Origin of the sequence: Kribbella deserti (assembly GCF_042434725.1) — a bacterium.
Lineage (GTDB): Bacteria > Actinomycetota > Actinomycetes > Propionibacteriales > Kribbellaceae > Kribbella > Kribbella deserti.
On sequence record NZ_JBHLTC010000026.1, the window covers coordinates 1 to 15751 of the forward strand.

At 69.2% G+C, this 15751-nt stretch carries 13 protein-coding genes; 9 read left to right on the forward strand and 4 right to left on the reverse strand.

The genetic code is table 11. The features are described 5' to 3' along the window. Positions 1–127: 127 nt before the first annotated feature. From ACFFGN_RS20280 to ACFFGN_RS20290, 3 genes are all read right to left on the reverse strand, one after another. Positions 128–973 carry an alpha/beta hydrolase family protein gene (locus tag ACFFGN_RS20280; protein WP_380049918.1) on the reverse strand — a complete coding sequence of 282 codons (846 nt, stop codon included), beginning with the start codon at positions 971–973 and terminating at the stop codon, positions 128–130. A 112-nt stretch (positions 974–1085) separates the two neighbouring features. Continuing rightward, positions 1086–2003 carry an SDR family NAD(P)-dependent oxidoreductase gene (locus ACFFGN_RS20285; RefSeq protein ID WP_380049921.1) on the reverse strand — a complete coding sequence of 306 codons (918 nt, stop codon included), beginning with the start codon at positions 2001–2003 and terminating at the stop codon, positions 1086–1088. An 82-nt stretch (positions 2004–2085) separates the two neighbouring features. Then, the gene (locus tag ACFFGN_RS20290) at positions 2086–2601 is read right to left on the reverse strand and encodes a nuclear transport factor 2 family protein (RefSeq protein ID WP_380049924.1); all 516 of its coding nucleotides are present in this window, start codon (positions 2599–2601) and stop codon (positions 2086–2088) included. 442 nt (positions 2602–3043) lie between these two features. Here ACFFGN_RS20290 and ACFFGN_RS20295 point away from each other — a divergent pair, with 442 nt between their 5' ends. Further along, positions 3044–3931, forward strand: coding sequence for a LysR family transcriptional regulator (locus tag ACFFGN_RS20295; protein ID WP_380049927.1), 888 nt, complete (start codon positions 3044–3046; stop codon positions 3929–3931). Between the two features lie 118 nt (positions 3932–4049). On the opposite strand, the gene ACFFGN_RS20300 is transcribed toward ACFFGN_RS20295, so the two are convergent. After that, positions 4050–6269, reverse strand: a complete 2220-nt coding sequence (locus tag ACFFGN_RS20300) for an NADP-dependent isocitrate dehydrogenase (RefSeq protein ID WP_380049930.1) — start codon at positions 6267–6269, stop codon at positions 4050–4052. 133 nt (positions 6270–6402) lie between these two features. On the opposite strand from ACFFGN_RS20300, the gene ACFFGN_RS20305 reads away from it, so the two are divergent. The 8 genes from ACFFGN_RS20305 to ACFFGN_RS20340 all read left to right on the forward strand — a co-directional run bounded on the left by ACFFGN_RS20305 (position 6403) and on the right by ACFFGN_RS20340 (position 15592). Further along, positions 6403–6828 (forward strand): hypothetical protein, encoded by a 426-nt coding sequence (locus ACFFGN_RS20305; RefSeq protein WP_380049933.1) that lies wholly within the window; start codon positions 6403–6405, stop codon positions 6826–6828. A 117-nt stretch (positions 6829–6945) separates the two neighbouring features. Further along, positions 6946–8523: an alkaline phosphatase D family protein gene (locus ACFFGN_RS20310; protein WP_380049936.1), complete on the forward strand. Its 1578-nt coding sequence runs from the start codon at positions 6946–6948 to the stop codon at positions 8521–8523. Between the two features lie 165 nt (positions 8524–8688). Continuing rightward, positions 8689–10812 (forward strand): DUF8189 domain-containing protein, encoded by a 2124-nt coding sequence (locus ACFFGN_RS20315; RefSeq protein ID WP_380049939.1) that lies wholly within the window; start codon positions 8689–8691, stop codon positions 10810–10812. A gap of 126 nt (positions 10813–10938) precedes the next feature. Next, entirely contained in the window at positions 10939–11805 is an 867-nt protein-coding gene (locus ACFFGN_RS20320; protein WP_380049942.1) for a hypothetical protein, read from the forward strand. Continuing rightward, positions 11802–12953 carry a sensor histidine kinase gene (locus ACFFGN_RS20325; protein ID WP_380049945.1) on the forward strand — a complete coding sequence of 384 codons (1152 nt, stop codon included), beginning with the start codon at positions 11802–11804 and terminating at the stop codon, positions 12951–12953. The genes ACFFGN_RS20320 and ACFFGN_RS20325 overlap by 4 nt, the downstream gene beginning before the upstream one ends. Continuing rightward, positions 12946–13569 carry a response regulator transcription factor gene (locus tag ACFFGN_RS20330; RefSeq protein WP_446685211.1) on the forward strand — a complete coding sequence of 208 codons (624 nt, stop codon included), beginning with the start codon at positions 12946–12948 and terminating at the stop codon, positions 13567–13569. Before ACFFGN_RS20325 ends, ACFFGN_RS20330 begins: the two co-directional genes overlap by 8 nt. A 189-nt stretch (positions 13570–13758) precedes the next feature. Continuing rightward, on the forward strand, positions 13759–14985 hold the full coding sequence (locus ACFFGN_RS20335; protein ID WP_380049948.1) for an MFS transporter: 1227 nt from the start codon (positions 13759–13761) through the stop codon (positions 14983–14985). A 34-nt stretch (positions 14986–15019) separates the two neighbouring features. Then, the gene (locus ACFFGN_RS20340) at positions 15020–15592 is read left to right on the forward strand and encodes a GNAT family N-acetyltransferase (RefSeq protein ID WP_380049951.1); all 573 of its coding nucleotides are present in this window, start codon (positions 15020–15022) and stop codon (positions 15590–15592) included. The last annotated feature ends 159 nt before the right edge of the window (positions 15593–15751 follow it).

Genomic DNA, 15751 nt, shown 5'->3' on the forward strand with positions numbered 1-15751 from the left:
GGGCGACGGCACCTTCAACAGCGGCCAACCCGTCGGCCACGGCTGGACCGGCTACCGCCCGGCAACCTACTGACAGCAGATCTACCGCCCACTGGCCATCCGAAGGCCAGTGGGCGGTAGATCGAGGCTATGCCTGCTGGAGGCGCTGGAGCTCTTCGCGGCAACTACGCCAGGCACTGTGGCCGCTGTCGATGAACTCGAAGTGGCCGACGTCAGGGAGTTCCGTCAGGGTCACGGTAGCGCCGGCGCGGGTCGCCGCGTCGCGGTAGCGGCGGCTCTGCTCGATCGGCACGATGCGGTCAGCGGCGCCGTGCACCAGGGAGATGGGTACGTCGAGCGGCACCTGCTCGTACGGCGACGCGAGCTCGTACCGCGCCGGGTCTTCGGATGGGCTCGCGCCCATCAACGACCGAACCGCCTGCCCGCCGAGGTTCGCGCGGACGCCGTCGACGAGATCGAGTACGCCGGCCTGGGACACCGCACCTTTGAGAACCACCTTCGGCGCGGCGCCGGGAGCAGTAGGCGGCAGGCGGTGACGGCCCGCGGCCCAGACGGCGAGATGGCCTCCGGCTGAATGGCCTACCGCGACAACGCGACGAAGGTCGAGCCTCGGTTGACCTTCGAGCGCATCGATCGCGGCGGCGACATCCTCGAAGGTCGCGGGCCAGCCGCCGCCATCGCCGACCCGGCGATACTCGATCGCGTAGCCGGCAATACCGTGCGCCGCGAGATCCTCGGCGAGCGGCGTGGCCAGCTCGACGCCGTACCCGCTCATCCAGAAGCCGCCGTGGATCACGACCGCCACCGGTACGACGGCATCGCCCGGCGGCAGGTGGAGGTCCGCCACTTGCGACGGGTCCGGCCCGTACGTCACGCGCTGGACGGCGCCCGCGGACTTCTTCTGGCTACAGCCCGTCGCGAGCGCCGCCGTACTGAGCGCCATGGACAGTACGACGCGCCGGGTGATCGTCATGCCAAGTGTTCGTCACCAAAGCTCTCCCGGATCGGCCAGGCCGGCCGCGCGGGCCACCGACGCGGCGGCCCCTCGGATCGACGCGGCCGGCCAGCGAGATCGGCGTGGCGATTCAGGCGGTTAGGTAGCCGCCGGAGGCGTCGAGGTCGGTGCCGATGACGGCGCTGGACTCGTCGGAGCTGAGCCACATCACCACCGACGCCATCTCCTCCGGCCGGACGATCCGCTTGATCGGATAGTCCTGGGCGATCTGTTCGTAGGTCACCCCGAACGCCTCGGCGGCCCGGCGCAGCATGGGCGTGTCGACAGCGCCGGGCGCGAAGGCGTTGACCCGGATGTTGTCGGCGGCGTACTCCAGGGCGGCGACCTTGGTCAGCGAGGCCACCGCATGTTTGCTCGCGTTGTACGGCGCGATCGTCGAGAAGCCCACCTCGGCGGAGATCGAGGCCGTGTTGATGATGACGCCGCCACCCTGCTTCAGCATCGGCGGGATCTCGTACTTCATCCCGAGGAACACCCCGGCGACGTTGGTACGCCAGACGGTCTCCAGGTCGGTGAGCGTCTGCTCGTGCATCCGAGCCACCCGTGGGCTCTCGATCCCGGCGTTGTTAACGGCGACGTCGAGCCGCCCGTACCGCCTCAGGCAGGCGTTGACGAGGTCCTTCACCTCGGACTCGTTGCGCACGTCGGCTCGCCGGTACGTCGCCTCGCCGCCGGTGGTTCGGATCTCCTGCTCGATCTTCCGGCCCAGGTGGGCCCGGCGGCCGCAGAACAAGACGCGCGCGCCTTCGGCCGCCATGGCCCGCGCGGTCGCCGCACCGATACCCGAAGTGGCACCGGTGATGAGCACGACCTTGCCGGCGAACCGCCCAGCCCGCGCGACCTGCCCGGAGGTGGACGGGGCTGAGGCGGAGGAGGCGGACGCGGCGTGGGCGGGATTGGCCAGGGCCGCCGCGCTGCCGACGGCGCCGAGCGCGCCGATGGTGAGGGCCTGCCGCCGGGTACGACGTACTGCTGGTTTGTCTGTCACTGGGAGAACCTTTCGATCGGCGGGAAGGTCAGAGCGGGAAAGGCGGGCGGGAAATGCGGGGCGGGAAAGGCGGGGCGGGAAGTCAGGGCGCGAGGCGGGTCGGCAGCGGCGCCAGCGGGTAGTTCCGCCAGAAGTACGCGTCGGCGGCGTGCTGATCGCTCGGGTAGTTGACCGCCTCGGCGATGCGCCCGGCCTTGATGCGGAACGCCAGTGCCCAGGTGATGTCGAGTCCCTCCGGCCGGGTGCTCCAGCCGCGATGCAGGTCGACCACCCAGTCGCCGTCGGCCGCGAGGAAGATCGGGTCGGCGCGGAACCCCGCCTTCGCCAACTGCGCGAAGAAGGCCAGCACCTCGTCTGCGCCGTGCTTGGTCCCGGCCAGTGGGTGATGGCCCGGGATGGTCCAGCGGATGTCCGGCGCGAAGTACCTGGTGCGCATCGCGTTGAGGTCGTTCGCGGCGTAGGCCTCGTAGTAGCCGCGGATCAGCTTGACGTTCGGGTGTTCCCCACGTTTCGCGTACGCCGTACCAGGCACCGCCAACGCAGCAGCGGTCGTCAAAGCGGCCCCGCGCAACAGCGTGGCCCGGGAAATGTCCGACATGGCAGAACTCCTTGGTTCAGAGGGTGATTGGGCAGATTCCTTCCGACGGTCGGACCCGAAATGCGGGTTGCCACGCTCCTCCCTGCCCACGGTCGGACGCGGAATGCGATCCACCGGCGCGTAACCGCATTCCGCGTCCGACCGTGGGTAGGTCAGCTGCGGTGGCGGGTCGTATTCCGCGTCCGACCGTGGGTAGGTCAGCTGCGGTGGCGGGTCGTATTCCGGGTCCGACCGTGGGTGGGGTGGTAGTGGTGGTGGGTCGTGTTTCGGGGTGACCGTGGCTGGGCTGCTGTATGTCAGGAGATCGCGGGGGTAGGGGTGGCGTCCAAGACCTTTGGCTATGCAGTGCGTGCATAGGCGTGCATAGGCGTGCATGGGCGTGCATGGGCGTGCATGGGCGTGCATAGGCTGGTGGTAGGGACCGGGGAGGATGAGGGCGCGCATGGATGTGGATACGCGGTCGTTGCGGTACTTCGTCGAGGTGGCGGAGCAGCTGAACTTCAGTCGTGCCGCTGAGCGGCAGTTCGTGTCCCAGCCGGCGTTGAGCCGGAGCATCCGCCGGCTGGAGGAGGATTTGCGTACGCCGCTGTTCGAGCGAACGGCCCGCGAGGTGAAACTGACGGCCGCCGGTGAGGCGTTGCTGCCGTTGGCGCGGCAACTGCTCGCCGACTGGCAATCGGCCCAGCGCAGTACGCGCGTTGCGGCGGCGGCGAGATCGCGCATCCTGCGGGTGGGGTTCACCGCCTCGGGTGCGGGATCACTGGCGACGCGGGCCTACACCGAGTTCAAACGCAAGTATCCCGACTGCGCGGTGGAGCCGAAGGGGTTCGAGTGGGGTGGGGAGGTCGCTGCGCTGCACGACGGCCTGGTGGATCTCGCCTTCGTCTGGATGCCCGCGGACACCACCGGACTGCACACGCGGATCGTCGCCGTCGAACCGCGCCTGGCCGGGCTAGCGAGCGATCATCCGCTGGCGGGCCGGACGGAGCTCTCGATCGCGGACCTCGCGGAGGAGCCGATCGTGTGGACCCGGAAGGCGCCGCGCGGTTGGGTCGACTGGTGGGCGGTCAATCCGCGCCCGGACGGCCGCGAGCCGATCTGGGGACCGGAGAACGACAACGTAGAGGAAATGCTGGAGCACGTCGCGGCGGGATCGGCGATCTGCATCGCGCCGGAGTCACTGCGGCTGCACTACGGCCGGCCCGATCTGGTGTGGGTGCCGATCGTCGACATTGCGCCGCTACGGATCGCGATGTGCCGCCCGATCGACTCCAGCAATCCGACGGCCGCCGGCTTCGCCGCCGTGGTCGAAAGCCTGCTCCCCAGCTAGGGCCCCGGCTGAGGCCAACAGAGAAGCGCGAAGGCGCCCGACGGAAATCGCCGGGCGCCTTCGCGGACTTCTTCAACACTTCGAACCTTCAGCCGTGATGGCCTCAGGCCGCGTTGGTTCAGGCCAGCGTGGCCAGGGCGTCGTTCCAGGTCTTCGACGGGCGCATCACGGCCGCGGCCTTGGCCGGGTCCGGGTGGTAGTAGCCGCCGAGGTCGACCGCGTTGCCCTGTACGGCGAGCAGCTCGTCGACGATGGTCTGCTCGTTCGTGGCGAGGGTTTCGGCCACCGTGGTGAAGGCCTTCGCCAGCTCGGCGTCGTCGGTCTGCGCGGCCAGCTCCTGCGCCCAGTACAGCGACAGGTAGAAGTGGCTACCGCGGTTGTCGATGCCGCCGACGCGACGGGTGGGGGACTTGTCCTCGTTGAGGAATGTCGCGGTGGCGCGATCCAGGGTGTCCGCGAGGACCTGGGCCCGGGCGTTGCCGGTCGTCTGGGCGAGGTGCTCGAAGCTGGCCGCCAGCGCGAAGAACTCGCCGAGGCTGTCCCAGCGCAGGTAGTTCTCCTTCACCAGTTGCTGCACGTGCTTCGGCGCCGAGCCGCCCGCGCCGGTCTCGAACAGGCCACCGCCGGCCATCAGCGGTACGACCGACAGCATCTTCGCGCTGGTACCCAGCTCGAGGATCGGGAACAGGTCGGTCAGGTAGTCGCGCAGCACGTTGCCGGTGACGGAGATGGTGTTCTCACCGCGGCGGATCCGGTCCAGCGAGAACTTGATCGCCTCGACCGGGGCCAGGATCTTGAGCTCGAGACCTTCGGTGTCGTGCTCGGTCAGGTACTGCGTGACCTTCGAGATCAGCAGCGCGTCGTGGGCGCGGGTCTCGTCCAGCCAGAACACGGCCGGGTCGCCGGTGGCGCGGGCGCGGGTGACGGCGAGCTTGACCCAGTCGCGGATCGGGGCGTCCTTGGTCTGGCAGGCGCGGAAGATGTCACCGGCGGCGACCTCCTGCTCCAGTACGACGTTGCCGGCGGCATCGACCAGGCGGACCGTACCGGCCTGGGCGATCTCGAACGTCTTGTCGTGGCTGCCGTACTCCTCGGCCTTCTGCGCCATCAGGCCGACGTTCGGCACCGAGCCCATCGTGGCCGGGTCGAACGCGCCGTTCTCGCGGCAGTCGTCGAGCACGACCTGGTAGATCCCGGCGTAGCTGCTGTCCGGCAGTACGGCGAGAGTGTCGTGCTCCTGGCCGTCCGGGCCCCACATGTGACCGGAGGTACGGATCATGGCCGGCATCGAGGCGTCGACGATCACGTCGGACGGCACGTGCAGGTTGGTGATGCCCTTGTCGGAGTCCACCATCGCCAGCGCCGGGCCGTCGGCCAGCTCGGCCTCGAACGACGCCTTGATCGCGTCGCCGTCCGGCAGTCCGGCCAGGCCGGTGTAGATCCCGGCGAGGCCGTCGTTCGGGCTGAGGCCGGCGGCGGCCAGCGTCTCGCCGTACTGGGCGAAGGTCTTCGGGAAGAACGCGCGCACCACGTGCCCGAACACGATCGGGTCGGACACCTTCATCATGGTGGCCTTCAGGTGCACCGAGAACAGCACGCCGTCGGCCTTCGCGCGGGCCACCTGCGCGGTGAGGAACTCGCGCAGCGCGGCGGCGTGCATGACGGAGGAGTCGACGACCTCACCGGCGAGCACCGGGATCGACTCGCGCAGCACGCTGGTGCTGCCGTCGGCGCCGGCCAGTTCGATGCGCAGGGTGTCGTCGGCCTGGACCACGTACGACTTCTCGGTCGAGCGGAAGTCGTTCTCGCCCATGGTGGCGACGTTGGTCTTGGAGTCCGCGGTCCACTCGCCCATTCGGTGCGGGTGGTTCTGCGCGTACTGCTTGACCGAGGCGGGCGCGCGGCGGTCGGAGTTGCCCTCGCGCAGCACCGGGTTCACGGCCGAGCCCTTGATCTTGTCGTACCGCGCCTGGACGTCGCGCTCGGCGTCGGTCTTCGGCTCGTCCGGGTAGTCCGGCAGCGCGTAGCCCTGGGCCTGCAGCTCGGCGATGGCGGCCTTGAGCTGCGGCAGCGAGGCGGACACGTTCGGCAGCTTGATGATGTTCGCGCCCGGCGTCTTGGCCAGGTCGCCGAGCTCGGCGAGCGCGTCCGGAATGCGCTGGTCCTCGGTCAGGTGGTCGCCGAAGACGGCGATGATCCGTCCGGCCAGCGAGATGTCCCGGGTCTCCACACCCACCCCGGCCTGCGCGGCGTACGCCTGGATCACCGGCAGGAACGAGTAGGTGGCCAGGGCCGGGGCCTCGTCCGTGTGCGTGTAGATGATGGTCGACTCAGTCACCGCGTACTCCGCTTCCTCTGCTCCGTCTATGTCGCCCGCGGGTCACCCCGCCAGGCATGCCCACCCTAATGGGCCGGGCGGCCGCGCCCGACCGGGAGTGGCGATGGTCACCGACCGTCGTAGGGTTGCGGGTATGGAGCAGGAGCCGAGTTGGCGTGAGAAGCGGCGCGAAGCCGCCATCGCGCACGGTGCCGCCCTGGAGAACCAGCGAGCCGCCGAAACCGCGCAGGCCCGGGCGCTACTGGCCGATTTCGTCGAGACGATGACGGCCCTCGGCATCGAGCCCGTGCCGTTGCGGGCCCCGGTGGTCGGGTCCGGCGCGAGCTACCGAACCGGTCTCACCGGCTGGTACCTGCGTCGCAACCGGTCACTCGGAGTAGATGCCGAGTGCAACTTCTACGTGCTCGGCACCCCGGCCAGCCTCAAGGCCCGGCTCCTCGGCGTAAAGGTCCTGCCTTCCGACCCGCCCTTGGTGGTCGGCCGCGGCGCCCGCGACGGCGAATCCCTCCCTCTGGCCGAACTCCTGCAAAACCGCCTGACCGAGGCTGAAACCGGCTGATTCTGACCGGCACCTGCGGTTCATCTGGGGTTTGGGTGGTGGCTGGGGGTGGGTTACGTGGCGGGGACAGGCTGGCGACCGCTTTCCACGGACCCGCCCTGTCGCAGGAGGAGCTCTATGTCTGTCTCTCGTCGTCGCTTTCTCGGTCTGGGAGGCGCCGGTACTGCCGCCGTACTGCTTGGCACCGGTAGCTGGGACGCCTCGACCACGTTCGCCGCGCCGAAGGCCGGGAACCCGTTCACGCTTGGCGTTGCCTCGGGTGATCCGCGGCACGACGGGGTGGTGTTGTGGACCCGGCTCGCGCCCGACCCGTTCGCCGTCGACGGTCGTGCGGGTATGCCGGCCAGGCCCGTGCGGGTCGAGTACGAGGTGTCGCGGGATCCGCTGTTCCGGCATGTTGTACGGCGCTCGAGCGTGGTCGCGACTCCTGAACTCGGGCACTCGGTCCACCCCGAGGTGCACGGGCTGGCGCCGGATCGCGAGTACTACTTCCGCTTCCGTACGGCCGGGGAGATCTCGCCGATCGGGCGTACGAAAACGACGCCGCAGCCGCTGGCCAATCCGCGCGAGCTGCGGTTCGCCTTCGCCTCGTGCAACGCCTGGCAGGACGGCTACTTCACGGCGTACGAGCACCTCGCGAACGAGGACCTGGACCTGGTCGTCCACCTCGGCGACTACCTGTACGAATCGGGCGTGAAGACCAACCGGCGTGGGGTGGTCACCGATCCGCGGTTCCACACCGAGACGTTCGACCTCGCGCGGTACCGGCTGCAGTATTCGCTGTACAAGTCCGAGCTGCCGCTGCAGCAGGCGCACGCCCGGTTCCCGTGGATCCAGACGATCGACGACCACGAGGTGGAGAACAACTGGGCGGGCGACCTGTCCCAGGCCGACACCGAGCCGGACCAAGACCCGGCCGTGTTCCGGGTACGACGTGCCCAGGCGTTCCAGGCGATGTACGAGAACATGCCGCTGCGGCACGACCAGATGCCGTCCGGCCCGGACGTCAAGTTGCACCGGCGCCTTCCGTACGGCCGGCTCGCCGACATCACCATGCTCGACACCCGGCAGTACCGTTCCGACCAGCCCTGCGGCGACGGCGCCTCCGCGGTTTGTGACGACCGGTTCGACCCGGACAACACGATGCTCGGCGGTAAGCAGCGCAAGTGGCTGCTCGACGGCTTCCGCCAGTCGCGCGCCCGCTGGCAGGTGCTCGGCAACCAGGCGCCGATGGGCCAGACCGACTGGGAACCGGGCCCGACCACGCATGTATGGCTCGACCCGTGGGACGGCTATGTCGCCGAGCGGAACCAGGTGCTCGCGGCGGCGCAGGACAGCGGCGTACGGAACCTGGTGGTGATCACGGGGGACCGGCACCAGAACTACGCGCTCGACCTCAAGCGGGACTTCGCGGATCCGGCGTCGCGGGTGGTCGGTACCGAGTTCGTCGGTACGTCGATCACGAGCGGTGGCGACGGCGCGGACACCACCCCGCAAGGCGAGAACTTCCTCGCGGCCAATCCGCATCTGAAGTTCTTCAACGCCCAGCGCGGTTATGTCCGGGTGACGGTCGACCGGCAGCGGTGGCGCAGTGACTTCCGGGTCGTGCCGTACGTGACCACGCCCGGCGCTCCGATCAGCACCCGGGCGTCGTACGTCGTGGAGGACCGGCGGCCCGGCGTACAGGCGCTCTGAAGAGGCCCGATTCGGCTGTCGCGGCAGTGGGCCACCGATTCACCAGCCGGACGGCCTGGTGACGGGGAGTAGTTGGCGTTTGAGCTGGGTGGAAAGGATGGTGTGGGGGATCGGCGCGGATGAGGATGTCACGCGTCTTGATCGGCCCTACCGCGAGGAGCACCGATGCGTGCGCGCCTGCACCGGATCCTGCTGTGTGCAACGATTCTGACCTGCCAGCTGCTCCTTCCCACTCATGCCGGCGTCACCGCGGGCGACGAGACGTGGAACCCGTCGACCGCAACGCACGCAGGCATTCCGACGCCCGCCGGGGCCGGTCCGTACTACCAGTACGCGCCATCCGTCGTACAGCTCTCGCCGACCGAGCGGATGGCCTACTACTGCGCGAACCGGGTTCCCGGGCAGGTGTGGGATCACATCGGCGCCAACAAGGGCACCAAGCAGGCAGACGGTAGCTACGCGTGGAGCCAGATCTCCTTCCCACTGGACCCACAGCGGGCTGGTACGCCTAGCTGGGCGTCGAGGCACATCTGCGATCCCGAGGTCGTCCGCGGCTCGTTCCGGCTTGGAGGCCACACCTACGGCTGGGCGATGTTCTTCCTCGGTTATCCCGACACGGACCGCTATCCGACCGAGGACGCGATCAACGTGATCGGCGTCGCGTACGCCGACTCGCCCGAGGGACCGTGGCGCATCGCCCCGCGCGCATTGCTCGATCGCGGTACCGAGGGGCCGGTGAGTGAGTGGGGTATCGGTCAGCCCAGCGCTACCTCGGTCGACGGTGGTGGCAAGGTCCTCTTGTTCTACAGCGGTTTGAACACCCTCGCACGGCGTGAGGTGGACCTCAGCAACGCCGACAGCCCGCAGCTCGGCTCGCGCGTCTGGGTGCCTTCGGACGGGCTCACCCCGGAGCCCGGAGGTGGAGTCTGGCTGCATAACGCGTCGTTTGTGTACGACCCGGCGCGGGACGAGTTCTTCGTATCGCGTGACACCGGCCCTGGTAACGACCGGGTCCAGCAGCACACGGAGATCGCCCGGATCCCGGGTGCGGCCATCTGGAGCGGTACCGGCACCTGGTCGGTGGTCGGGCAGGTGACGAGCTGCCTCAGCGGCTATCCGTACAACCACAACTCCGGCATCGTGCGCAACGCTTACGGCATGCTCGCCGACGAGCTCGACGTGTACTTCGCCACCGAGCCGACCGGAGGCGGGTTCTGGTCCTACCGGCTCTGGCAGGCCCGATCTCCGTTGAGCTTTGTGAGCGGGAGCAAGCCTGAGGTCATCGCCCAGCAAGACGGCAAGCTGTCCGTTTTCGGGCACACCGCGAACCGCTGCGAGGCGAACGTCTGGAGCTCCACCCAGACCACCACCGAGTACGGCGGCTGGCAGCGATTCGGCGCGAGCCCGGCCGGTAGGCCAGTGGCGTCGCGTCAACCGGACGGACGGGTGGTGCTGTTCTCGCGGGCGGCCGACAGCACGATCTGGTTCAACCGGCAGGCTGAACCGAACGGCGCCTTCCCCGGATGGACGCAGCTGCCAGGCTCATCAGCGGCTGCTGGCGATCCGGTAGTAACTCGCACGCAGGATGGCCGCCTCGCGGTCGCGATCCGGCGGAACGAAGCACCCGGTTCCCGGGTCTACCTGAACGTCCAGCAGGCCGCGAACGGCAGCTTCGCCAGCACCTGGCAGGACCTGGGCGCGAGCCCGGCCGGTCAACCGGTCTTCGGCACGAACGCGGACGGCTCGCTGGTGTTGTTCGCCCGCGCGGCTGACGGGTCAATCTGGTTCAACCCGCAGGTGGCGCCGAACGGTTCGGCCTGGGGCGGCTGGCGCGTGATCACTGGGCCCACATTTGATGGCGATCCGACCATCGCCCGGCAGGCCGACGGCCGTCTGGTGGTCGCCGCCCGGCGCTGGGAGGGCACGGCCTCGATCGTGTACGTCAACACCCAGACGGCTGCGAACGCCGCCGGGTTCTCCGCGACCTGGACGAGCCTTGGGGCGAGTCCGGCCAACGATCCGGTACTCATCAGCCAGGCCGAAGGGCGACTCGCCTTGGTGTCCCGCGCTGCCGATGGCAGTGTCTGGTGGTCCCACCAGCTCAGTGCGAACGGCGGCTTCGGTGGTTGGTCCAGTCTGGGCGGTTCCGCCGGCAGCGACCCGGTGGCGTCGTTGCGATCGGACCAGCGCCTCGACATCGTGATCCGCCAACCCGACGGCCGCGTCTTCCACCGCCTGCAGACCGCGCCCGGCAGCCCCACCTTCACCGATTGGCAACCGCTCCGGTAACCGCCCGGGCTTGAAGTGCGCTGGCATCCGTAAGCGGGTGTCATGGGTGGACCGTGACAACTGCATGGGCCGGGCGTGACAGAGCGTGGGTGCCGGTCGCGCCCGGCCGCCGGAAGACTTTCGGGTATGACAGAGATGACTCGAATCGCACCGATCGCGGCGGCGCCCGCCGGTGTCAGTTGGCGGCACTGGCTGCGGCACTTCTTCGAGATGCTCGTGGCCATGGTGGTAGGAATGGCCCTGCTGGATCCCTTGTGGCAGGCCATTCTGGGGGATCGCATCGAGATCACCACGCTGACGATGGCGGTGGACATGGCCATCGGCATGGGCGTGTGGATGGTCTACCGCGGTCACGGCCGGCGTGACTTGATCGAGATGTCCGCGGCCATGATCGTGCCGTACCTCGTTCTGCTGGTGCCCTTCCGGCTCGGCTGGATCTCGGCCGGGGACCTGGAGATGGGCGGGCATACCGCGATGATCGTGGCGATGGTCGCGGTGATGCTGTTCCGGCGGCGGCACTACTCCGCGCACCAGCACGGCTCGCACCAGCACGGCTCGCATCAGCACGGAGTGGATCAGCACGGATCTGCGCGGCCGTTGATCGCCGCGATCGGCCGTCGCTGGCCGACCTGGATCGCGCTGGCGATGACCGCCGACAACTGGGTCGATCCGTTGGTGCCCGGGCCTTGGGTGATGCTCGGCCTGCCGGTGGCCTTCACCTTGATCGGCGCGATCCGCGGCCGGTTGCGCGATCCCCGCATGCTCGCGATCCAGCTGGTCGGCCTGGGCGTGTACGTCGGCCTGGCGGTTGTTGCCGCAGGCACTGATCCTCGGACGGCGGGCTGGATCGTGGCGGCCGGGTTCGCCCTGCACGCGCTGTGGGATGCGGTGCACCATCGGTACGACGCGGTGGTACCGCGGGCGTACGCGGAGTGGTGCGGCGTGCTGGACCTGGTCGTTGCCGCGACGATCGTGTTGTCATGGTCGGCATGACCTCGCTCGACCTGCCGTCGGCCGAGGATCCGGGGCTGATGCGCCGCGTGATCCTCGGCCTGACCGGCCTGCTGTGGTTGCCGTGCCTGATCGGGCCGGCGCTGGCATGGTGGGACGAGCCGGACCCGTCGCGTCGCTGGCTAGGTGCCTTCGGCATCGTTGTGCTGGCCGTCGGCTACACGTACTGCCTGTACCGGGCGGCCGCAACCAGCCAGGCAACGAGTGGTCGCCTGGTAGCGGTTTTCCTCGCCGTCGCGTTGCTGTCGATCCCGTTGGTCGCGCCGCTCGGACCGCCCGACCGGCACACCTGGGCCTGGATCGGAGGTGCGACCGCCGGTTACCTGCCGCTCGTCATCGGCCGGAGCTGGGGCGTGGCCCGATGGCCGATCGAGTTCGGGCTGGTAATTCTCGGCACGCTTGCGGTCGGTGCCTGGACGGGCGGTTCCCTGTTGGTGCACGGCGTCATCGCGGTGTCGATCGGACTGACCGTACTCGCGACCGCCGTACTGCCGCTATGGCTTTGGACATTGCTGGAGCAAGCTCGCGCCGGTCGCGAGGCCCGGGCCCGGCTGGCCGTGAGCGAGGAACGCCTGCGGTTCGCACGCGACGTACATGATGTGCTCGGCCACCAGTTGACCGTCATCGCCCTGAAGGCGGAACTCGCCGCACGCCTCGCGGGCGTGGACCCCGAACGGGCCACGCGCGAGGCGTACGACGCTCAGCACCTCGCTGCCGCGGCGCTTTCGGAGGTACGCAAGGCCGTCGAGGGCTATCGCGCGGTCGACCTCGGCGATCAGGTGGACGCCTTCGCCAGCGTGTTGCGCGAGGCCGGTATCCGGCCCGAGGTGGATGGCGCCGCACTCGACGGGCTGCCGGGGGAGGTGTCGACCCAGTTGGCGCTGGTGCTGCGCGAGGCGTGTACGAACGTGCTGCGGCACAGTTCGGCGACATGGTGCAAGATCGGCGTCAGCCGGAACGCGACGGAGGTGCGGATGACGATCACGAACGACGGTGCTCGCCGGGGTTCGGCCGATCCTGGTTACGGCCTTCGCGGCGCTGCCGAGCGATTGGCCGCCGCGGGTGGCAAGCTGCGCGTGGACTCGCGGAACGGCCGGTTCGAGCTCGGAGTCGAGATCCCCGTTGGCTGAACCGGCGGCGATGATCCGCGTGCTGCTCGCCGATGACGAGGAGCTGATCCGGCAGGCCGTCGCGGCGCTGCTCGGGCTGGAAGCCGATCTCGACGTTGTCGCCCAGGCCGCGGACGGGCGGGCCGCGGTCGAGGCCGCGCGGGCCCATCGTCCCGACGTCGCGGTGATCGACCTGCAGATGCCTGGTCTCGACGGCCTGGAGGTGACCGCGGAACTGACCCGCGCTGTGCCGTCCTGCAAGGTCGTCATCCTCACGGGCCGCGGCCGCCCGCCGCATCTCGCGCAGGCCTTGCACGCCGGAGCGAAGGGCTTTCTGCCCAAGGGCTCACCCGGTGGTGCCCTGGCGGAGGTGATTCGCCGCGTGCACGCCGGCGGCCGGTACGTCGACCCGGCCCTCGCCGCCGATGCGCTGACCGCGCCGCCTTGCCCGTTGACGCCGCGCGAACTGGAAGTCCTCCGCCTGGCGCAGTTCGACACCCCCGCGACGGCCATCGCGCGTCGTACCGGCCTGTCCGCGGGAACGGTGCGCAACCACCTTTCGGCGGTGATGAGCAAGCTCGGGGTGAACAGCCGAGCCGATGCCTATCGGCTCGCGGAGACCAACGGCTGGCTCTGACCCGACCGCTCGTCGGGGTAGGATGAAGCTTCAACCTGTAACTCGAGTACTGCCCGTTGACAGAGCCGGCAGGCGGCGTGCGTTCCCGCTTCCTGCCAAACATGGACGGTTGTTGGTGGCATGACGGACCGATGAAGTCGAACGCCCACGGTCAGATCACCACCCCGACGGGCAGCGGAAGGTATCACCGTGCCGGCACTCACCGGACGGATTCGCACGCCCGAAACCCAGCAGAGCGGTTACGCCAACGCTTTGCGCACACCTGGCGCGTGGAAGTTCTTTTTGGCCGGAGCACCAGCCCGGATCGGTATCGCGATGACTGGTCTCGGCATCGTCTGGCTGGTCCACGGCTCGACCGGCTCGTACGCCGCGGCCGGAACCGTGACAGGCGGATTCGCCATCGCCGAGGCGATAGGCGGGCCGCAGGTGGCGCGCCTCATAGACCGGTACGGGCAGACCCGAATGTTGCCGGTCACGTTGGTGGCGCATGCGGCGGCCGTGGCCATGCTGATCGGCCTGACCGTCTCGTCGGCGGAGCTCTGGCTGCTCATGGTGGCGGGAGTCCTGGCAGGCGGGTCGATCCCGCAGATCGGCGCCCAGACCTCGGCCCGCTGGTCCCACGCCCTGGCCGGTAGTCCGGCGCTCGCCTCGGCTTTCGCCCTGGAGTCGTTGCTGAACGGCCTCGCCTTCCTGGTCGGCCCGGCCTTGGTGGGCACGGTGAGCTCCCTGGTCGATCCGGTCGCGGGGTCCGCGCTTGCCACGAGCCTGCTGCTGGCTGGTGGATTCGCGCTCGCGCTGCAACGCCGTACGGCGCCTCCCGCGCGCGTAGCGCGTACGGCGGCGGCGGCGGAGCAACCGGCGCGGCTGATGCGTCCGGGGTTCGGCGCGCTCGTGGGCACGAGCATCGGCGTCGGGCTGTACTTCGGCGCCATGCAGGTATCCGTCACGGCCTTCGCGGTGGGCGGGGGAATGGCTTCGCTGGCCGGCCCTCTCTACAGCGTGACCAGCTTGGTCAGCATCGTGGTCGGCCTTGTTTATGGCGCACGAACTTGGCGAATGCCTGCGCCTACGCAGTTGGTGCTCGCACTTGGTGCACTGGGCCTACTCAGCGTTCCGCTGCTGCTTGCCGACAGCGCTGGCACGCTCGCTATCGCGCTCGCGCTGCCGGGGGCCGCGCTGGCGCCGTACATGGTGTTGTCGGCGGTGATGGCCGAATCCATGGTGGAACCCGTCGTACTCACCCAGGCCTTCACCTGGTTGAACTCGGGCAGCGCGGCCGGAATCGCTGGTGGTGCCGCGATCGCCGGCCGGGTGATCGACCAGCACGGGCCGCACTCCGGCTTCGCCCTGGCGATCCTCGCGACCGCCGTCGCCACCGCGATGGCCGTCACCGTACGGCGGAATGCCGGCGGGTGAGGGTTCAGCGGCTCGGGCGTGGCATCGTGTGGGCATGAGTATCGAGGTTCGGCCGGCTTCGGTCTTTGCCGACGTTCGCGCCGTGCTCGGCCCGAAGTCCCCGGATGCCAACGTTTGCTGGTGTTTGAGCTATCGGATCCCGTCCAAGCTGAACAACGAGCTGCGCGGTCCGGCCAGAGCCGAGTACGTCGCCGAGTTGTGCCAGGGCGAACCGGCTCCCGGAGTGCTCGCGTACGACGGTGACGAGCCGGTCGGCTGGGCCGCGGTCGGCCCGCGTTCGGAGACCACGTTCGCGCGCAACCGGAAGATTCCGCACGTGGACGAACTTCCGGTCTGGTCGCTGTGGTGTATCCGCGTCCGCCCGGGTCATCGCAAGTCAGGCATCTCGCACGCCCTGATCGCCGGGGCCGTCGACTTCGCCCGCGCCAACGGAGCACCGGCGGTCGAGGCCTATCCGCTCGACAACGGGGACGCCCGGGTCGATCTCACGATGGCGTACGTCGGCATCCGGAAGAACTTCGAACGCGCGGGCTTCACCAAGGTCGCCGACACCACCTCCGTGCTCGCCGGTCACCCCCGCATCCTCATGCGCCGCAACCTCTCTTGACCTACGAGTGAGCCGCGGGCGTGGGCGGAGCAGGTTGTCGGCGAGCCAGCCCAGCAGGGCGAGCAAGAGAATCGCGATGACGTAAGCGGCGAGTTGAGTGAAGGTGAGCACAGCAGCCATCGTCGCCAGGCCTGTCGCTACTCGACAGTGGCAAGAATG